At 44.3% G+C, this 18,497-nt stretch carries 18 protein-coding genes; 16 read left to right on the forward strand and 2 right to left on the reverse strand.

What is annotated here, in order from left to right; all coding sequences use genetic code 11:
- The first annotated feature begins 50 nt into the window (after positions 1-50).
- Positions 51-335, forward strand: a complete 285-nt coding sequence (gene cowN, locus OAG1_RS10265) for a N(2)-fixation sustaining protein CowN (RefSeq protein WP_338626323.1) — start codon at positions 51-53, stop codon at positions 333-335.
- Between the two features lie 21 nt (positions 336-356).
- Here the strand turns inward: cowN and OAG1_RS10270 are convergent, their stop codons facing one another.
- Positions 357-1,556, reverse strand: coding sequence for a multidrug effflux MFS transporter (locus OAG1_RS10270; protein WP_338626324.1), 1,200 nt, complete (start codon positions 1,554-1,556; stop codon positions 357-359).
- Positions 1,557-1,652: 96 nt separating this feature from the next.
- On the opposite strand from OAG1_RS10270, the gene OAG1_RS10275 reads away from it, so the two are divergent.
- A complete protein-coding gene (locus OAG1_RS10275; protein ID WP_338626325.1) occupies positions 1,653-2,138 on the forward strand; it encodes a MarR family transcriptional regulator in 486 nt (161 codons plus the stop codon).
- Between the two features lie 99 nt (positions 2,139-2,237).
- On the opposite strand, the gene OAG1_RS10280 is transcribed toward OAG1_RS10275, so the two are convergent.
- Positions 2,238-2,774, reverse strand: coding sequence for an N-acetyltransferase (locus tag OAG1_RS10280; RefSeq protein ID WP_338626326.1), 537 nt, complete (start codon positions 2,772-2,774; stop codon positions 2,238-2,240).
- Positions 2,775-3,014: 240 nt separating this feature from the next.
- On the opposite strand from OAG1_RS10280, the gene OAG1_RS10285 reads away from it, so the two are divergent.
- The 14 genes from OAG1_RS10285 to OAG1_RS10350 all read left to right on the forward strand — a co-directional run bounded on the left by OAG1_RS10285 (position 3,015) and on the right by OAG1_RS10350 (position 18,477).
- Positions 3,015-4,103: a sensor domain-containing diguanylate cyclase gene (locus tag OAG1_RS10285; RefSeq protein WP_338626327.1), complete on the forward strand. Its 1,089-nt coding sequence runs from the start codon at positions 3,015-3,017 to the stop codon at positions 4,101-4,103.
- A gap of 250 nt (positions 4,104-4,353) precedes the next feature.
- The gene (nifE, locus tag OAG1_RS10290) at positions 4,354-5,751 is read left to right on the forward strand and encodes a nitrogenase iron-molybdenum cofactor biosynthesis protein NifE (RefSeq protein WP_338626328.1); all 1,398 of its coding nucleotides are present in this window, start codon (positions 4,354-4,356) and stop codon (positions 5,749-5,751) included.
- Between the two features lies 1 nt (position 5,752).
- Positions 5,753-7,138: a nitrogenase iron-molybdenum cofactor biosynthesis protein NifN gene (gene nifN, locus OAG1_RS10295; protein ID WP_338626329.1), complete on the forward strand. Its 1,386-nt coding sequence runs from the start codon at positions 5,753-5,755 to the stop codon at positions 7,136-7,138.
- 9 nt (positions 7,139-7,147) lie between these two features.
- A complete protein-coding gene (locus OAG1_RS10300; RefSeq protein ID WP_016401558.1) occupies positions 7,148-7,618 on the forward strand; it encodes a NifB/NifX family molybdenum-iron cluster-binding protein in 471 nt (156 codons plus the stop codon).
- A 33-nt stretch (positions 7,619-7,651) separates the two neighbouring features.
- A complete protein-coding gene (gene fdxB / locus OAG1_RS10305) occupies positions 7,652-7,957 on the forward strand; it encodes a ferredoxin III, nif-specific (protein WP_152784799.1) in 306 nt (101 codons plus the stop codon).
- A gap of 13 nt (positions 7,958-7,970) precedes the next feature.
- Positions 7,971-8,408, forward strand: a complete 438-nt coding sequence (locus OAG1_RS10310; protein ID WP_338626330.1) for a SoxR reducing system RseC family protein — start codon at positions 7,971-7,973, stop codon at positions 8,406-8,408.
- A 350-nt stretch (positions 8,409-8,758) separates the two neighbouring features.
- The gene (locus OAG1_RS10315; protein ID WP_338626331.1) at positions 8,759-10,774 is read left to right on the forward strand and encodes an RICIN domain-containing protein; all 2,016 of its coding nucleotides are present in this window, start codon (positions 8,759-8,761) and stop codon (positions 10,772-10,774) included.
- Positions 10,775-11,225: 451 nt separating this feature from the next.
- On the forward strand, positions 11,226-12,086 hold the full coding sequence (gene nifU, locus OAG1_RS10320) for a Fe-S cluster assembly protein NifU (RefSeq protein WP_016401554.1): 861 nt from the start codon (positions 11,226-11,228) through the stop codon (positions 12,084-12,086).
- An 11-nt stretch (positions 12,087-12,097) separates the two neighbouring features.
- Positions 12,098-13,333 carry a cysteine desulfurase NifS gene (gene nifS / locus OAG1_RS10325; protein WP_338626332.1) on the forward strand — a complete coding sequence of 412 codons (1,236 nt, stop codon included), beginning with the start codon at positions 12,098-12,100 and terminating at the stop codon, positions 13,331-13,333.
- A 23-nt stretch (positions 13,334-13,356) separates the two neighbouring features.
- Positions 13,357-14,505, forward strand: coding sequence for a homocitrate synthase (gene nifV / locus OAG1_RS10330; protein WP_338626333.1), 1,149 nt, complete (start codon positions 13,357-13,359; stop codon positions 14,503-14,505).
- 24 nt (positions 14,506-14,529) lie between these two features.
- On the forward strand, positions 14,530-14,814 hold the full coding sequence (locus OAG1_RS10335) for a nitrogenase-stabilizing/protective protein NifW (protein WP_338626334.1): 285 nt from the start codon (positions 14,530-14,532) through the stop codon (positions 14,812-14,814).
- A 16-nt stretch (positions 14,815-14,830) separates the two neighbouring features.
- Entirely contained in the window at positions 14,831-15,295 is a 465-nt protein-coding gene (locus tag OAG1_RS10340) for a nitrogen fixation protein NifZ (RefSeq protein ID WP_338626335.1), read from the forward strand.
- Positions 15,285-16,127 carry a nitrogen fixation protein NifM gene (gene nifM / locus OAG1_RS10345; RefSeq protein WP_338626336.1) on the forward strand — a complete coding sequence of 281 codons (843 nt, stop codon included), beginning with the start codon at positions 15,285-15,287 and terminating at the stop codon, positions 16,125-16,127. The genes OAG1_RS10340 and nifM overlap by 11 nt, the downstream gene beginning before the upstream one ends.
- Positions 16,128-16,431: 304 nt before the next feature.
- On the forward strand, positions 16,432-18,477 hold the full coding sequence (locus OAG1_RS10350) for a PhoX family phosphatase (RefSeq protein WP_338626337.1): 2,046 nt from the start codon (positions 16,432-16,434) through the stop codon (positions 18,475-18,477).
- The last annotated feature ends 20 nt before the right edge of the window (positions 18,478-18,497 follow it).

Genomic DNA, 18,497 nt, shown 5'->3' on the forward strand with positions numbered 1-18,497 from the left:
TCCTGCCTAGTGCCAGCATTAGGCAGCTTCTTTAAACAGGTTAGTTAATCATGAGCAGTAATATTACCGATCGCTATATCTCTTTTTGCAACATCAATTGTGATGAAAATGCAGACCGCCTAATCAGCATGCTTGAACAGCATTTAAACGCAAAAAGGGGAGGCGCTCTATGGCTGACTTACTTTCATGATAAACGCGCAGAACAAGCAAAAATGCAGCGAGATAACCTTAATTTTATCGGTAATCAAACTAATCCTTTGTATGAGTACTTCGAAGTTTGTGAAGACACCCAGGCTTTAGAGTTACTTTACAAAATTGAACAAGAGTGCTGTTAAGCAAAATCGCTGCAGTCTCACCTATTTAGCACAACAAAGCTCAGCCTTTTCTTTTTGATTCAAAATGTTAGCTTTATGGGCGCTAAGCAAGGCTATGGTAGTTGATACAAGCATAGTAAGTACCATTGGCCACAGACTAGTGTGCGAAAGCATAGCAGCTATAGCGCTAATCGCTGCGCCAGCAAAGAACTGAATAGCGCCTAATACTGCCTGGGCGGTGCCGGCGCCTTTACCAAAGTGTTTCAAAAAACACACGTTAGCATTAGACATCGTGCCGCCAGTTGCAGCCATGCAAATAATAAAACCACTTGCCGCAAACCAGAGGTTGTTGGGCGCGAACACGATAGAGGCAACTAATACTGTCGCTCCGACAAATTGCAAGGCCAAAAAGCTCACTAACATGTGTTCGGGCTCAGAGTGATTTAAACGATAAGAGTTATAACGGTTAACAATCACAACGCCTACCACGTTTGCAATAAACAACATTGAAAACAGCTCTTCTGAGATCCCAAACTTTACGATATATGCAAACGGCGCATTTGTAATAAAGGTCATCAATACACCGTAGGCAAACGCTTGGGAAATCAAATATCCAAGAGCATGTTTGTGCTTCAATACATCAACAAAACTTACCTTATTGCTTGGGCCATGTTGTGTGTTGGCTTGTTTGGGCATAACAGCAATTGCCCATAAGGCAACCACACAAGCAAATATCCCCGAACCAATAAATATCCAATGCCAATTAGAGACTTGCAGAATAAAAGTTCCAACAGACGGGGCGATTGATGGGGCAATCATCATAATTAGCATAACTAACGAAAACAGTTTGGCAGCCTCTTTGCCCTCGGCATTGTCTCTAATTACTGCTGGCACTCCTACAACAGCAATACCACCGCCTATTGATTGCAATATTCGCCATAACCAAAACAAGGCTAAATTGTTTGCTAAGGCCAGAAATACACTACACACAGCGAAGATAAGCAGACCGATCACCATTATTGGTTTGCGACCATATTTATCAGATAAAGGGCCGCCGATAAGTTGCCCTAAAGCCATTCCAAATACGTAAATGCTTACGGTTATCGCCACTAATGAGGTACTAACCCCAAAGTCTGTAGCAATAATCGGGATAGCTGGTAGATAACTATCAATGGCGTACGGCGTCATAGCAAACACTGATGCCAATAAAATAATGAGCTTCTTGGATATTCTCTGTTGCATAAGCTTACCTATTTATCTTTCTGGAAAGATATTATCTGGAGTTTATCTTTCTGGCAAGATATATTGAAAGTGTAGCTTACTAACCGAGAACCGATATTGAAGCATCAAGAAAGCATCGCTAGCATTTTAAGCTCCACCCAAAAAAATTGGCCAGAAGCCTACAGCACTATCACTCCTGCGATATTACGAATGGTTCGCACCCAGCATACGCTTAGCCAAGCAATGGAACAGCTGATAGGTCAATATCAGCTACAAGCTGCTGATTTTGGTATTTTGGTCACTTTAAGGCGACACCCAGCACCTTACTGCTTAACACCTACAGAGTTATACAGTGCTATGTTGTTTAGTTCTGGCGGGCTTACTAAAGTGTTGAATAGAGTTACCGAGGCAGGTTTGGTTGAAAGGGTGGACAATCCTGAAGACAAACGCAGTAAGCTGGTTAAGTTGAGCAACAAAGGTAAGCAGCTTATTGAGCGGGTAACACTTGAGCTACATGATCAAGAACAACAGTTTATGTCGGTATTAAGTAGCGATGAGCAAAAACAGCTAAACCATTTACTAGAAAAGCTTGTGGGTAGTTAGTTGAGCTAAATAGCTAAACTAAGCACTTTAAAGGCTTAGTTTTTGTTGTCAATTGGCTAAGTAGCAATGCAACCCCAAGTTGGCAACTTGGGTTTTGGCTTACCAGTATTTTTGTTTATTAAGTGCGGCAACACATTGGCTTGCCCCGTTGATATTGGGAATTTCTTGATTGGACAGGCTTTGCGCTAACCATCCTTCTGGGTGGTTTAACTTACATGGTGCTTTGATTTGTTGCTCGGTAATTTGCTTAAAGCCAACTTTGCCATAAAAGTTTGGGTCGCCATAAGTGATTAACAAATCTACATCTAGCTTGCGTAATTGCTCCACACCGTAATTAATCAGCTTTTGGCCCACACCTTGGCCTTGCTGCTTGGTAGCTATAGCCACCGGAGACAATATAAACGCCACGTCGTCAGATGCGAGCAACATACGGCTAAAAAAGATACAACCCGCCAGTTCTTCGTTTGTGCTTGCTACAAAGCCGATTAAATCTTGCTCTGGCGTAGTCTCTATCATTTCAGCGACTAAAGCTTTTATTAACTGGCCTTCTTCTGCGCCTTCAGAGTCAGCAAATACTTGTTCAAATAACTGTGTTACGGGGCTCGCTAAACTAACGTTAAAAAGCGATAGTTTCATCACCGGATCCTTTCTAAAGTTTGCAGTAGTTTATAACAAGCAAAATAGTAAAAGTTTGCTCTAAACCAAATTAAGCCTCATTGGTTAAGTGGCCATATAGAGTGAGGTAGGTCTAACATTAATTGAGAACTGTTAGTGGGTTAATTTTTAACGAGTTTTAACGCTATTCATGTGAAAATAAGCTAGTTATACTATTGTTAGTAAATACTGTTTTAATCCAATGTTTAAAGGACTTAATGCATGTCAACAACCTGTCTTAATCAGGCTAACACTAGCAGCGAACAAGTTATTCGTCGTTTGTATCAAGTGACAAATGCACATAACGAAGGCTTCGAAGCGCAGATCCTGGCGCTGCTTCAAATGGGCTTAGAGCGTTTTAACTTGGATATCGCAATTTTGTCCAAGATTCAGGGAAACGACTATGTTGTTCAATATTGCGTCACTCCAGAGGCTGTTGAGCTCAAAGCTGGCGATCGTTTTACCTTGGATACCACATACTGTGGAATCACCTGTGAAGCCCAAGCACCGGTAGCCCTAGAATACATTGGTGAACATGATATGTACGCCAGGCATCCTGCCTATAAAGCATTTGGTTTAGAGTCTTACATTGGTATGCCTATTCGATTAAATGGTGAGCTCTACGGAACCTTAAACTTTTCTAGTCCTGCTCCTTACCCTCGTCATTTCCAAGAAATTGATATTGATGCGGTGCAATTAATGGCTTCATGGATAGAAGTAGAGCTAATTCGCAGGCAACAAGAAGAACAGCTAAACAAACTTAATCAAAAGCTAAAACGATTAGCGAACTACGACAGTTTAACCGAGATACCAAATCGCCGTGGGATGTACAAAAAGCTAAAGAAAAGTATGAACTTGTTAAGCCGAACTGGCGGTGAGGGCACTTTAGCTATTGTGGATATTGATCACTTTAAAAAACTCAATGATACCTACGGTCATCAGCTTGGTGACAAAGCATTAGTCGAAACCGCGAAGCAAATTAGCAATTCCTTAAGAGACTATGACTTTGTTGCTCGTTTGGGTGGAGAAGAATTCCTAATTTGGTTGCCCAATAGTAATTTAAACGGTTGTGCAAAGGTATTTAGTCGGGTGATGAAAGCTATTGGTAGTATTGAGTTAACAGAAGATCCAATTACGGTATCTATTGGTGCTTATTATCTCGGCTTTAATGAGAGCAGTTTACCCAGTGATTTTGAAATGCTAGCGGACAAAATGATCGCGATTGCTGATCAAGCCCTATACGAAGCAAAAGAAACCGGACGCAATAAAGTAGTAACGCGCAGTGGTTCTATTGAAGACTTTTCTGTTTAATCCTCTTTTGGGTAACACAAATTAGCTGGTTGCCACATCTTCTTACAATAGTCGCCCAATATTAAGGGCGACTTACTCAGTTCGACAAAGTCGCACTATTTCCCACATATTGTTCTAGTCGTTATGGTTTGTAGCAATTACGACAAATAGTCTGCCGTTCAAAGCCCCTAATACCGCTATTCTCCTATGGAATACGCTTTGCAATACAACAATTAGTCATTGATCCAAATAGTTGTTGTGAGGTGTAAGCATGAAGCGAAGCGACATAGCCGAGTTATTAGATGAACCTGCTTGCGAGCATAACACTGGAGAAAAATCTGGCTGTGCTAGACCAGTACCTGGGGCAACCGCAGGCGGTTGTAGTTTTGATGGCGCGCAAATTACCTTGTTACCGATTGCCGATGTTGCCCATATTGTTCATGGGCCTATAGCATGCGCGGGAAATAGCTGGAACAACCGAGGCACTCGCGCATCGGGACGCAATTTATTTCGCTTGGGTTTTACTACCGATTTAAACGAGCAAGACGTGATTATGGGTCGGGCCGAAAAGCGTTTGTTACACGCGATAAAAACGGTCATAGAAAAACATTCCCCTCCAGCAGTTTTTGTATATGTCACTTGTGTACCCGCACTTGAAGGAAACGATGTAGAGGCTATTTGTAAATTAGCTCAAAGCCGTTGGAATATTCCAGTTGTAGCGGTAGATGCTGCAGGCTTTTATGGCAGCAAAAACCTAGGTAACCGGATAGCTGGTGAAGTGATGGTTAAGCAGGTGGTGGGCACCATAGACCCGCCAGAGAAACCTTTTATGCGTCACGATCCAACAAGGCGGGTGAACGATATTGTGTTGATTGGTGAATACAATATTGCAGGTGAATTTTGGCATGTATCTCCGCTATTGGAACGTTTGGGTTATCGAGTATTAAGTTGTATGTCGGGGGATACTCGCTTTCACGAAATACAAACCATGCACCAGGCAGATGTCGCCATGGTGGTGTGTTCCAGAGCGCAAATTAATGTCGCGCGCATGTTGCAAGAACGCTGGAACATTCCGTGGTTTGAAGGCAGTTTTTATGGCATTGAGGATACCTCTGCTTCGTTGCGTAGTTTCGCCAAGTTGTTGGATGACCCTCAAGTTAGCCGAGAAACCGAAGTGCTTATTGCTCAACAAGAAGCGTTGATCCGGCTACAACTACAACCTTACATAGAACGTCTAAAAGGCAAAAAGGCTTTGCTGTATACCGGTGGAGTCAAATCTTGGTCTATCGTTTCCGCCTTACAAGAGCTAGGAATTAGCGTTGTAGCTACCGGAACCAAGAAATCGACAGCAGAAGACAAAGCAAGAATTAAGCAAATTATGGGTGAAGATGCGCTGATGCTAGATGAAGGCGGCGCCCGAAATCTGCTCAATGTAGCTCAACAACATAATGCCGATTTAATGATTGCTGGCGGGCGTAACATGTATACCGCCTTAAAAGCGCGTCTGCCGTTTCTAGATATTAATCAAGAACGTGAACATGCTTACGCGGGTTATCAAGGCATGCTTACTTTTGCTAAAGAGCTTTGTCGTACCTTAGACAGTGCCATTTGGCCTTTAGTGACCAGTAATCCGCCGTGGACCAGCAGTGCGCCTGTAGGGGAGAAGTAACATGACAAATAAAGTATCAGTTAAACGCAGCGCATTGGTTGAGCAACCTTTAAAAACCAGTGCCGCCACTGGCGCTACATTGGCATGCATGGGTTTAGATAATTCAATTCCTTTAATGCACGGTTCGCAGGGCTGTGGAGCGTTCGCAAAAGTGTATTTGATACAACATTACCGAGAACCCATTCCGCTACAAAACACCGCCATTGATCATATCGCTGCTGTTATGGGCGGTGACGACAACTTATCAAGTGCACTTAAGCTGCTGTGCGAAAAGCACCAAGCTGCACTTATCGTAGTGATGACAACAGGTTTAACCGAGATGCAGGGCTGCGATGTAACCAGGGTTGTGCGAGAGTTTAAAACGCAACATCCTCAGTTTTCGAACAAGCGGATTGTAAGCGTAAATACTCCAGATTTTACCGGTTCTATGCAAAGTGGGTTTGCCAGCACCATCGAAGCCTGCATGCAGCAGCTATTAGTTGAAAAGCAACTAAGTGTGCCAAAACTCGATTCAACCATTCAGCAATTAAATGTTTTTGTGTCCTGTGCTTTAACCAGTGCCGATTTGGAGTTAATAGCCCGCTATTGTGAAGCCTTTGGCTTTAACCCGGTGTTAGTACCCAATCTTAGCGATTCGTTAGACGGGCACTTAGCCGATGATGACTTTTCGGTCACTTCCACCGGCGGTACTGGTTTAAGTCAGCTAGCTAGTTGTATTCACAGTAAAGCAAGTTTGGTGTTTGGTGAGTCGATGCTGCCAGCTGCAAGTGTGCTAGAAAAGCATTACCAGGTACCAAGTTTATTCATGGGAACAGGAATGGGCATGCAGCAGACCGACCAATTGGTAATGAAACTTACCGAGCTGTCTAACAAGCCCGTTCCTCAATGGATTACTCGGCAGCGTAAACGGCTACAAGATGCCTTGCTTGATAGTCACTTTTTGTTAAGTGACGCCAAAGTGGCCATTGCTCTAGAGCCAGACCTTGCTGCGGGTTATTGCGAGGTTTTTTCTGAGGTAGGAGCAAGTGTTGAGCGAGTGGTTACCACGCTTAATGTGACAAGTTTACCGCAGCTAAAAACTAACAGTGTAGTGGTCGGGGATTTGTCAGATTTGGAAACGTGCGTTGATGAGTGTGAGCTGATTGTAGGTAATACCCACTGCGCCAACATGTGCGAACCGCTTACGCCTGTTTTACGCGCGGGATTTCCTTGTCACGACCGGTTTGGTAACAGTGATATTTTGCAAGTGGGCTATGAAGGTGCGCGGCAGCGCTTGTTTGCAATGGCTAATTTACTTAAAGCAAACCATCAAGATGAGGTACCAGCCCATAAAAGTAGCTATCGCTTTGAGCCATCTAGCTGCACTCAGCCAGCCTTAAGCAGTTAGGGGTTAACTATGAATGCGATGCAAAGACAGCTAAGAGTGATTGAAGATGGCCAACAGCGTGAACATGTTTTTAAAGTAGCGTTTGCCAGCGAAAGTAAACATTGTGTCGATCAGCATTTTGGCAGTGCTCATACCTTCTTGGTGTATGGCTTTGGCGAACACCACATTCAACTGTTAGAGGCTCTACAGTTTGACCAAGCAAAACCAGGTCACGACAAAGGTCGTTTAAAACAACGAATTGATGCCTTAGCTGGCTGCGCTGCTGTTTTTAGCAATGCTTGTGGCCATAGCGCAAATGAATTGCTTAAACAGCAAGGGATTTGCAGTTTAATGGTTGATAGCGACACCGAGCTAAGCGTGTTGTTAGGCGACATTCATTTGCAGTTTGTGCATCAACCCCTCCCTTGGATGTACTCACAAAACCTCGACCCGCAACAACAAGAGCAACGTCTCAACGAATTATTAGACGAGCCCTGGTAGGGCAAGATTAACTTTCAAAATAAGGAAAAAATAATGAGTGATAAAACATACATGGGCTTAACTCGCGATGGAACGCCCTGGGAGCCACAATTTGTAACAGCGCTAGATCAAGATGCTTGTATAGGTTGTGGGCGTTGCTACAAAGTATGTCCTCGCGACGTATTTGACCTGGTTGAGCGTGAAATTGACGAAGACGATGAAGCGTTTGACGATTATGAAGACGACGTAGTAATGGTGATGGAATTAGCCAACGCTGGAGACTGTATCGGCTGCGCAGCTTGCTCTACCGTTTGTGCCAAAAATTGCCATACCCATACGCCTGCCAGTGCGTTGGTGTAAAGAGGTATTAGCTATGGCGCAGATAAGCATGCAGGTAATTAGTGTCGACAAAGGCAAGGTTGTGTTGCAAGGGCAGCGCGCCAGTGCTTGTACTTCGTGCGCCAGTAAGAGTAGTTGCTTAACCGTTAATCCAGAGTCACCAAACCTACTAAATGCGGAGTTCTCTGCTACTCAAGGTTTAGAACTTGGTCAAAACATTACCCTTAATTGCCAAGATAGCTTTCTACTCAAAGCTATTTTGGCAGCCTTAATGCCTGCATTGTTTGGTTTAATTAGCTTTGCGCTGATCGCTAATCAATTACTGTTTTTTCTAACACCATCTTTACTTGATATTGCCTGTGCCGGTTTTGCTTGTTTGGGTTTTGTATTGGGTTTACAGGTAAGTCGACGCTTATCGCGTGTTTTAGCCTCTGAGCTACGTAACAAACTATCGCTTAACCCCACACCGTAATACTGCCAGGCCGTTTATTGTTTGCGCATGCTTGTCGCTGCTAGGTCTTTGCTGTTAATCAGCAACCAAGCGAAATTATTTTTTAGATAATTACTAATGTAATACTTAAAAACTTCCTCTTTATTCACGCTAAATTAGGTCTAAATATTTTTGAAAATGTTTACTTAAATGATCTACTCCTCACTTTATAAATGGCTTTATTAAGTACTATTTATGGCTTACCAATTATTGTGATTTTGTAATTTAATTGATTGTTTTTATTGACTAATTTTTTGTTTCTATTTGTTTTGTTTCTAGGCTACTGTTCGGTTTTTGAACTAAATGTGATTAGCCAAAACATAATGGAATATATGATGATTCGTAAAAATAACCTTTCGCTAGGCATTGCCTTGGCGTTTGCTTTTTCGGCGAGCAATGCTGTGCATGCCGTTACAGTAAGTAATGCAGATTTTCGCAATGTTGAGATTCGACATAGCGGCATGTGCATCGATTTGACCGGGGGAAACACTGCTAATTTTTCTGGTTTTAGCCAATGGACTTGCGGCGAAAACAACAGCAACCAACGGCTTGAGTTTGTTGAGCGAGGAGAGGGTTTTTACAGTATTAAAACCAAAACAAGCCAAAAGTGTTTAGAGGTTGCGAATAGTGACTCTGCAAACGGCGCGCGTATTCAGCAACTTACTTGTGCAGATGCTAGTGTTAATCAGCAATGGTCACTGCAAGATATGAATAATGGCTGGTTTAAACTTAAAAACCGTGCCACTGGAAAATGCCTCGACGTAGCGGGTGCATATACTGAAAAAGGCTCAGAGTTCCACCAATGGGCCTGCTTAGCCGACCATCCTAACCAAGAGTTTCGTTTTATCTTTGATGAAAATGTTGCTAGCGATCCTAGTGGCACCATTACAGTTCAAGCCGCAGACTTTGTAAGTCAAGGTGGCAGTTTTGATGATAATCAGCAAACCCCAGTAAGCATCTACAGCGTAGCGGGGCAGTCGGCGATTAATTATATTAATAGCGGCGACTTTGTAGACTATAACGTCGATATTGACCGTGCAGGAAAGTACCAGGTTACTTTTAATGTGGGAACAGCGATTACGTCAAACGTAAGAATTGAGCTTTTAGTATTAGAAAATGGCAGCTGGGTGTCTTACGCTCAAGCGTCGGTTCCTGCTTATGGCTGGGACAATTTTACTGAACTTAGCGCAGCTAACGAAGTGTCTTTAGCGGCCGGCACACAAAAGTTACGTATTCACGCGCTGGGTAGCAATGACTGGCAGTGGAACTTAGCGTCGTTTAAATTGGAATGGCAAGGCGAGCCTACAGACCCGGTTGATCCACCTTTGCTAGATAGCGATGGCGATGGGGTACTCGACGTAAATGATTTATGCCCTAACACTCCAGCCAACCAGCCTGTAAATCAAGATGGCTGTGCGCAATCGCAACTTGATGATGACAATGACGGTGTCAGCAATGATGTTGATCAATGTCCTAATACACCTCCTGGCGTTACCGTTGATAACACCGGATGCGAGCCAAACTCTCCTGGAGTAATAGATGTAAATACCGCTGATGCTAACTTCCCAAGCTTTGTATCGTTTAACAATACAACGCCTTTAGGCAAGCGCTGGGAAAAAGTAGAAAGTTTGTCCGACGAGTTTGAGTTTTGGAATGGCGCCAAATGGATAAAAACCAACTGGAACTATGGCAATACTCCGGTAAACATGTTGAACAAAAATTCGGGTGTGTCGGATGGTAATCTTTGGATACAAGCAACCTTAAATGCTGATAGCCCTAATCAGTGGTTCGAAACTTCTCGTGTACGTTCAGTTGCCAAAATTAAGTTTCCTATGTACACAGAAAGCCGCATTAAGGTGGCCAATATCTCTGCCTACAGTACTTTTTGGTTAAACAATGGCGATATAAATAATCGAGACGAAATCGATATTATCGAAATTAACCCGGTTCCTACCTGTAATTGTCAGCCAGATTTCCCGTGGAAGATGAACTCTCAGTACTTTATTGCTAAGAATGGTTCAACCGAAAGAAACCATGGCAACTCAGACAACCGTACCGATTTGTCAGACGAAAACACCTTGCAAGGTGTATTGTGGACGGATGATTACCATGTATTTGGTGCATGGTGGAAAGATGAACACACTGTACAGTTTTATCTAAACGGTGAACCGGTTAACAAAGTCACTACACAACAGCCGTTTACACTAGAGCAGTTTGTTATTTGGGACTTATGGAGCCAAGACTCAAGTTGGGTAGGTGGTTTGCCGCAAAAAACAGACTTGCTTAACGATAACAACAACACCATGAAGGTTGATTGGATCCGCACTTGGAAGCTCGTTGACGAATAAACTATAGGTGTAATTATTACGCGTTAATAAAAAGAGCTTATCGGCAACGGTAAGCTCTTTTTCTTTCTAATTAGCATTAAGCAAAGCGAATCCAGAGTTGTTTGTATCCTGAAACCGGATCGCTGGTTTACAAATTGTCGTTTAACCCAACAATGTGATGTCGCAAATCTTACAAGGCTACCTAAATGTGATGTAACTCACAGTGATTTTGGGTGATGAAAAAGCAAATAAGCTAATAAATACAATGCTTTATCACAAACTCCTTATCCGGTACTTCACTTGCAACAGTTTAGTTGGGAGATAACCCGTTGTTGATGAGTTTGCTGCCAATGAGCAAGAAACGCTGTGTTCTAGGTTCCCAATGGCTTATCAACACTCAGTTTTAGGCAGCATGTGTCTTTAGCAACGGGTTATCGCCACTACCAATTTATATAACATTGTGGGGTAGCGTATGTGGAATTATTCAGAAAAAGTTAAACAGCATTTCTTCACACCTAAAAATGCTAAAGCTGTCGACCATGCAAACGCTATTGGCGATGTGGGTTCAATCTCCTGCGGTGACGCTTTACGTTTAAGCCTTAAAGTGAATCCCGATAGTGACGTGATAGAAGATGCCGGTTTTCAAACCTTTGGTTGTGGCAGCGCTATTGCTTCTTCGTCTGCTTTAACTGAAATGATCATCGGCCGAACCATCGACCAAGCAATGAGCATTTCTAATCAAGACATTGCCGATTACCTAGATGGTTTGCCGCCAGAAAAAATGCATTGTTCAGTAATGGGAATGGAAGCCTTGCATGCTGCAGTTGCTCAATATCGCGGCGAAGAAGTAGCGGAAGAACACGAAGAAGGTGAATTGATTTGTAAGTGTTTTGCCATCGACGATGCGCTTATCAAGCGGGTGGTTGCGCAAAACAAACTAGAGACCTTAGACGAGGTTATCAACTACACCAAGGCAGGCGGGGCCTGTGCAGCCTGCCACGAAAAAATTGAGTGGGTATTAGAAGAATGCCTTGGTGCGCCCTTGGCGGAGCCTGAAGTAGCAAAAGCAAGCCCAGTGGCTGCTACCAGCATTGTGGCGCGAATAAGAATTATTGAACAAGCACTTGAGCAAGTTCGCCCGCAGCTGCAAGCCGATGGCGGTGATGTTCAGCTATCTGATGTAGATGATGACATGGTGTTTGTATCGTTAACTGGTGCCTGTTCTGGCTGCGGTTTGTCTGCGGGAACACTTGCGATGATCGAGCAAAAGATCAGCCAAGCCCTTGGCGAAACCATCACCGTTTATCCCGTTGGCGCAGCTAGCTTAGCGTAAGGAGCACTAGCATGAGTAACTTAACCTCTTTAACCACCGAAACCGAGCTAGCGTATTTAGATAACAACGCCACCACGCAAGTGGACCAAGCAGTGTTACAAAAAATGCTACCTTTTCTTAGCGAGTTTTATGGCAATCCTTCTTCTATACATCGCTTCGGCAGCCAAGTCGGTCAAGCGATTGAACAGGCTAGGGAGCAGGTTCAAAAGCTTATTGGCGCAAGCCATTCTAGTGAGGTGATCTTTACCTCTTGTGCAACAGAGGCCAGCGCAACCGCCATTCTTTCAGCGGTTGAGGCTTACCCAAAGCGCAAAGAAATTGTTACGTCAGTTATCGAGCATCCCGCTACCTTACAGTTGTGTCAAATGCTTGAGCGCAAAGGCTACACCATTCATTGGATTGGCGTGGATCAACGTGGCCGTTTAGATATGGAAGCCTACAAAGCCGCACTAAGTGAAAACGTAGCCGTTGCAAGTTTTATGTGGGCAAACAATGAAACCGGTAGTTTGTTTCCTATTCGCGGTATGGCGGAGTTAGCTAAGCAGCACGGTATCGTTTTTCATACCGATGCAGTGCAAGTGGCTGGCAAGCTGCCAATCCAAGTTGCCGATAGTGGCATTGATTTGCTGTCTATTTCTGGTCACAAGTTTCATGCGCCAAAGGGCATTGGTGCTTTGTATTTACGCCGCGGTGCCAAGTTTAGACCGCTATTGCGTGGAGGCCACCAAGAACGAGGGCGTAGAGCGGGCACTGAGAATAGCAGCGGAATTGTAGGTCTAGGCAAAGCTGCCGAACTAGCAATGCAATCTATCGAGCAAGACTCCGCGCGTATAAAACTGATGCGTGACCGCCTAGAAATGGGCTTGTTAGCACGAGTTCCTAATTGCTTTGTTACTGGCGACCCAAAACATCGCGTACCAAATACCAGCAATATTGCTTTTGAATTTGTCGAGGGCGAGTCGATATTGTTGATGTTAGATCAACACGGTATTGCCGCATCCTCCGGTTCGGCGTGTACTTCAGGTTCGTTAGAGCCATCTCACGTAATGCGGGCAATGGACATTCCTTATACCGCAGCGCATGGCGCGATTCGTTTCTCTCTTTCTCGCTTTACTACCGAGGCCATGGTTGACCAAGTGTTAGCAGTACTGCCCGGAATTGTTGAAAAGCTTCGCATGTTATCGCCGTATTGGGATGTGACTACCAATCAGCCAGCGAGCGAAAGCTTTAGTCCGGTTTATGCCTAGGTGGTAACACAGAAGGACTCATTATGTTGATCATCAATGACACCACCTTACGTGATGGCGAGCAAACCGCTGGGGTGGCTTTTAATGGCGAAGAAAAACTCGCCATTGCCACCAGTTTGGAGCAAGCAGGGATAACTGAGCTTGAAGTTGGCGTGCCAGCAATGGGCGACTCTGAACGGGAAGTGATTAAAGCCCTTTGTGATGAACTAACGCATGCAAAAACCATGGGCTGGAGCCGTTTACATCAGCATGATATCTCGCTGGCAAAAGGCCTAGGTTTAGATTTGATCGACATCTCTATTCCAGCATCTAAGCAGCAACGCGAATCTAAGCTGCAGCTTTCTACTGCTCAGCTTTTTGTCCAATTGGAGCGGGGCATTAAACAGGCTTTAGCGCTTGGCTTGGATGTTTGTGTTGGCATGGAAGACGCGTCACGCGCCAGTTTAGAAGAGTTATATCTTATTGCCGAGAAAGCCCAAGGTTTTGGTGCACAGCGCTTACGTTTTGCCGACACTCTGGGCTTGTTAGACCCTTTTGCTACAGAAGTGTTTATTGGCAGCCTTAAGCAACGAAGCGACCTACAAATTGAAATGCATGCGCATAACGATTTAGGCATGGCAACAGCTAATACTTTAGCTGCAGTTAAAGCCGGCGCCGATTCGGTGAATACCACGGTAATTGGTTTAGGAGAAAGGGCCGGTAATGCCGCTTTAGAAGAAGTGCTTATGGCGCTAAATGTTACCCAACTAGCCGGCAATAAGGCGATACCTGCAGTAGATTTAAAATCGCTAAACCCTATTTGTCAGTTAGTTGCCAAGGCTTCTGGCCGTAAGCTTGGGCTTAGTAAGAGCATAGTGGGCAAACAGGTATTTACTCATGAGTCTGGCATCCATGTCGATGGCTTGCTTAAAGATCCCAATAACTACCAAGCTTTTGCGCCTGAGATTATCGGCCGTAAACACAGCGTTGTATTAGGTAAACACTCTGGTGTGGCTGCCATTAAATCGGTTTATCAAGATTTAGGCATTGCCCTCAATTTTGCTCAATGTCAGGCATTACGTTCGGTTTTAAGTGCATGGGCAGAAGTTAACAAACGTAGCCCTAATGCCAAAGAGCTATTGAGCTTTTATCGGCAGAGCATTAATCAGCACTTAGACGCCGTGTGTATTTAAACGTTAAGGCTAAGGAGAGCGTAGATGCTAGAGAATCCAGCCCAGAGTCAAGTTGCCGATCTTGCGGGCATTAACGAGCTTGCCAGTGCCGAAGACTTTCTCAATTACTTTGGCGTTAACTATCAAGCAGGTTTAGTTCGGGTAAAGCGGGTGTTGTTTATGCGCCTACTCAAGCAAGTATTAGCGAAACAGGCTTCAAGCAGTTATAGCGAGTACCAAGCCGCTGTGAGCAAAGCCTATTGTTTATTGGAAAAAGGCGTTGTGTTGGCACATCAAGTGCCTAGTTGCGACGCTTGTGAAGGCTGTTAATAAAGAGGTATAGCAGATGAATTCAGCAAAATTTGGATATGGCTGCAAAGTAAGAGTGGTTGAAAATATTCGTAACGACGGTAGTTTCCCAGGCTGTAAAAAAGGCGCTTTGCTAGTGCGCCGTGGCGCTACTGGCTATGTACGCCAATCGGGATATTACTTACAAGACCAAATTGTTTATCAAGTGCAGTTTATTAATCGAGGCTTAACCATTGGTTGTAAAGAACATGAGCTAATAGATGCCGAGTTAGTTTGGCAACCTAATCAGTTTGAGTATGGCGACAAAGCAGCGTTAACACTCAGTTTGTCTCAACAGGGCGAAGTTGTTGCCAAAAAAGGCAGCGTGGTAGATGTGTTAGCAGTACGCCGTAAACCAAAAACTGACCCTTGTTACCGGATTCAATACGGTGAGTTAGATGTAGAAGTACCCGAGCGAGCACTAGCAGCTTTAACAGAAGAGGAACCAGCCTATGTTGGATAACAGCCACGCTTATATAACGATGAAAACCAGCATTGCTTTGTTTGATCTAAATACTGATCAACTTAGTGAAGAGCAGCAAGTAGAGTTAAACCGGGTAGTGAGCAAAACCATTGGCATTCAACAAAAGGTGCTAGCGGCAAAAGAGGCAGAAAAGGTGTATGTTGATGAACCTCAACTAGATAAAGCTATTGCCTTAATTAAACAAAATTTTGAATCTGAGGCAGCTTTTGAGCAAGCGTTGCTAGCCAACCAGCTTTCTGAACCGGGCTTGCGCGAGGCGCTACGCAGCGAGCTTAGCAGTGAAGCGGTGCTTGCCTACGTAAGCAAAGATATTCCCGAGGTTACCGAGCAGCAGGCCTTAGCCTTTTATCAGCGCCATCCCGACAAGTTTTTACAAGTAGAGCGCCGGGCTGCTCACCACATTTTGCTTACCATTAATGAACAGTTTGAAGAGAATAAGCCAAAGCAGGCTAGAGCCCGTATTCAAAGCTTGGCCAATAAAGTTACTAGCGCCAACTTTGAGAAACTGGCAGAGCGCCACTCCGAATGCCCAACTGCGGTGAACGGCGGTTACTTAGGGCTAGTATCTAGACAACAATTGCTACCGGAACTAGATGAGGTGTTGTTTAACATGACAAGCGAGAGCTTTAGTCAACCAATCTATACTGGCATGGGCTACCACTTACTATGGTGTAAACAGCATTACCCAGAGCATCGGGTGAGTTTTGATGATGCAAAAGCCAAAATTAAGCAATCTTTGTATGAGCATGCGCAAAAACAGCAACAGAGAGTTTGGTTAAGCCGCGCGTGTAAAGGTGAAAATTTAAACTAATCCTGTGTAGACAAGATGCTTACGTAGTTATTAATCAAAATATTATTAAAATTTAGGCATTTGCTCAGCAATAGTTAATCATGCTAATTGTGCAGTCGCGTAATTGGCTATTGTGTTGTTTAACTTGGCCTACTCGTTAAGAGGTAGTATAAGTCTCCCGTTTACACATTCTTTGTCTACTTGTTGGTCACCTAATGCTTACATAATTCACTAAAACTGAAATCTAAACTTAACTCAAATGTAACAATTGCCATTTAGCTTAATCCGCACAACAAAAGAGAGTACTCAACTAGGATATAAGAAAATGAGCAAGGAAATATTTAACCCAACTCGCTTCAATAAAAGTAACAACCCTACCTTTGATGAAGTATTAGATGTTCGCATGTCTCGTCGTAAAATTCTTAAAGGCGGTCTTGGACTAAGCGCTATGGCTACCTTTGGCGCTTTTGGTTTAGCTGGCTGTAATTCTTCTAGCTCTACTAATGGCGGTGGTGCAGCCGCCCCAAGTGCTAGCTTAAACTTCAACTCTATTGCTGGTTCAAAAATTGACGCAGTAAGTGTTCCAGAAGGTTACACCGCTCAAGTACTTGCGCCATGGGGCCAGCCAATCAATGCTATGGCAGAAGCCTGGAAAGATGACGGCACTAACGATGCAGTCGATCAAAACAACGCTATGGGAATGCATCACGATGGCTTACATTTCTTCCCATTAAATGACGCTGGTACAGATGGCTTACTAGCGGTAAACCATGAGTACATCGACCAAAATGCTTTGCATCAAAATGGCAGCGACAGAGATGACGCGGGTATTCGCAGCAGCGTTGACCAAGTACGTAAAGAAATTGCCGCTCACGGTGTAAGTGTTATTCGTATTCAGTTGCAGGAAGACGGTCAATGGATGATGGTGGAAAGTGATCCATTAAACCGCCGTTACACTGGTGCAACGGTTATGGATATTTCAGGTCCATTAGCTAACTCAAGCTTGTTGGTTACACCGTTCTCGCCAGATGGCAGCCAAGCACGCGGTACCTTAAACAACTGTGGCAATGGTTACACGCCTTGGGGCACTTACTTAACGTGTGAAGAAAACTGGCCTGGTTACTTCATCAACTTAGGTACCACCACTGCAGAGCAAGACCGAATTGGTTTAGATACCTCTGGCACAGCGCGTTATGGTTGGGAAACCCTAGCGGGTCACGCTGATGAGCGTGTAGACGAGTTCTCTCGTTTTAACGTAACACCAAGTGGTGCAAGCGCCATGGACGACTACCGTAACGAAGCTAACGGTCACGGTTACATTGTAGAAATTGACCCTTACACAGCTAATTCGCGCGCGGTTAAACGCACAGCTTTAGGTCGTTTCCGTCACGAAGGTTGTACCTTTGGTACCCTTGAAGTTGGCAAGCCGATTGTGTTTTATTCTGGTCACGATTCGCGTTTTGAATACATGTACAAATTTGTATCTACTGCAGTTTGGGATGCAGCAGACGCAGAAGCTAGCGACCGTTTAGCTATGGGTGATAAGTACATGGACGAAGGCACCTTATACGTAGCTAAATTTGATGCCGACGGTGTGGGTCATTGGTTACCTTTAACCTTAGATGGCGCTACCACTGATGGCGGCATGCTGGGTGACCACTTTGATTCTTTAGCAGCTATTATTTTAAACACTGCCGGTGCAGCAGACATGGTTGGTGCCACTCAAATGGACCGCCCAGAGTGGTGTGCGGTAGACCCAATTACTGGTTCTGTTTACTTAACCCTAACCAACAATACGCGCCGTGATGAAACCACTGGTACCAACCCTGCTAACCCACGCTTAAATAACAAGTTTGGTCACGTTATCCGTTGGGATGAAGGCGAAGCCGCTACCGACTTTACCTGGGACATCTTTGTATTTGGCTCTCCAGCCGACGGTGACGAAGCCACAAACTTATCTGGCCTAAGCGAGTTTAACCAGTTTGCTAGCCCAGATGGCTTGGCTTTTGATAATCGCGGTATTTTGTGGATTCAAACCGATAACGGCGCCGATGAAGTAACTAGCTATACTAACGACCAAATGCTAGCGGTTGTACCTTCAGCGATTAAGGACGCAGACGGTAACGCAGACACCATTAACAGCGAGAACCAAGGCGAATTACGTCGTTTCTTTGTTGGCCCTAATGGCTGTGAAGTTACCGGTTTTACCATTAGCCCAGATTACACCACCATGTTTGTGTCTATCCAGCATCCTGGTAACTGGCCTTACAGTAACAATGCAGCAGAAGAAACGCCAGTAGGCATGGATCTTCGTCCTCGCGCATCGGTTGTGGCTATTCGTAAAGCCGACGGTGGCGAGCTAGGTGTGTAATTTACTCTAGAAACATATAA

The sequence above is a fragment of the Agarivorans sp. OAG1 genome (assembly GCF_037076485.1).
GTDB classification, from domain to species: domain Bacteria; phylum Pseudomonadota; class Gammaproteobacteria; order Enterobacterales; family Celerinatantimonadaceae; genus Agarivorans; species Agarivorans albus.

Bases quoted from the DNA above. Each gene is read 5' to 3' on its own strand.
- nifE (WP_338626328.1), top strand. From the start codon at position 4,354: ATGAAGCGAAGCGACATAGCCGAGTTATTAGATGAACCTGCTTGCGAG.
- OAG1_RS10335 (WP_338626334.1), top strand. From the start codon at position 14,530: ATGCTAGAGAATCCAGCCCAGAGTCAAGTTGCCGATCTTGCGGGCATT.
- nifU (WP_016401554.1), top strand. From the start codon at position 11,226: ATGTGGAATTATTCAGAAAAAGTTAAACAGCATTTCTTCACACCTAAA.
- OAG1_RS10280 (WP_338626326.1), bottom strand. From the start codon at position 2,774: ATGAAACTATCGCTTTTTAACGTTAGTTTAGCGAGCCCCGTAACACAG.
- OAG1_RS10350 (WP_338626337.1), top strand. From the start codon at position 16,432: ATGAGCAAGGAAATATTTAACCCAACTCGCTTCAATAAAAGTAACAAC.
- OAG1_RS10285 (WP_338626327.1), top strand. From the start codon at position 3,015: ATGTCAACAACCTGTCTTAATCAGGCTAACACTAGCAGCGAACAAGTT.
- cowN (WP_338626323.1), top strand. From the start codon at position 51: ATGAGCAGTAATATTACCGATCGCTATATCTCTTTTTGCAACATCAAT.
- OAG1_RS10340 (WP_338626335.1), top strand. From the start codon at position 14,831: ATGAATTCAGCAAAATTTGGATATGGCTGCAAAGTAAGAGTGGTTGAA.
- nifS (WP_338626332.1), top strand. From the start codon at position 12,098: ATGAGTAACTTAACCTCTTTAACCACCGAAACCGAGCTAGCGTATTTA.
- nifN (WP_338626329.1), top strand. From the start codon at position 5,753: ATGACAAATAAAGTATCAGTTAAACGCAGCGCATTGGTTGAGCAACCT.
- OAG1_RS10315 (WP_338626331.1), top strand. From the start codon at position 8,759: ATGATGATTCGTAAAAATAACCTTTCGCTAGGCATTGCCTTGGCGTTT.
- OAG1_RS10270 (WP_338626324.1), bottom strand. From the start codon at position 1,556: ATGCAACAGAGAATATCCAAGAAGCTCATTATTTTATTGGCATCAGTG.
- nifV (WP_338626333.1), top strand. From the start codon at position 13,357: ATGTTGATCATCAATGACACCACCTTACGTGATGGCGAGCAAACCGCT.
- nifM (WP_338626336.1), top strand. From the start codon at position 15,285: ATGTTGGATAACAGCCACGCTTATATAACGATGAAAACCAGCATTGCT.
- OAG1_RS10300 (WP_016401558.1), top strand. From the start codon at position 7,148: ATGAATGCGATGCAAAGACAGCTAAGAGTGATTGAAGATGGCCAACAG.
- OAG1_RS10310 (WP_338626330.1), top strand. From the start codon at position 7,971: ATGGCGCAGATAAGCATGCAGGTAATTAGTGTCGACAAAGGCAAGGTT.
- fdxB (WP_152784799.1), top strand. From the start codon at position 7,652: ATGAGTGATAAAACATACATGGGCTTAACTCGCGATGGAACGCCCTGG.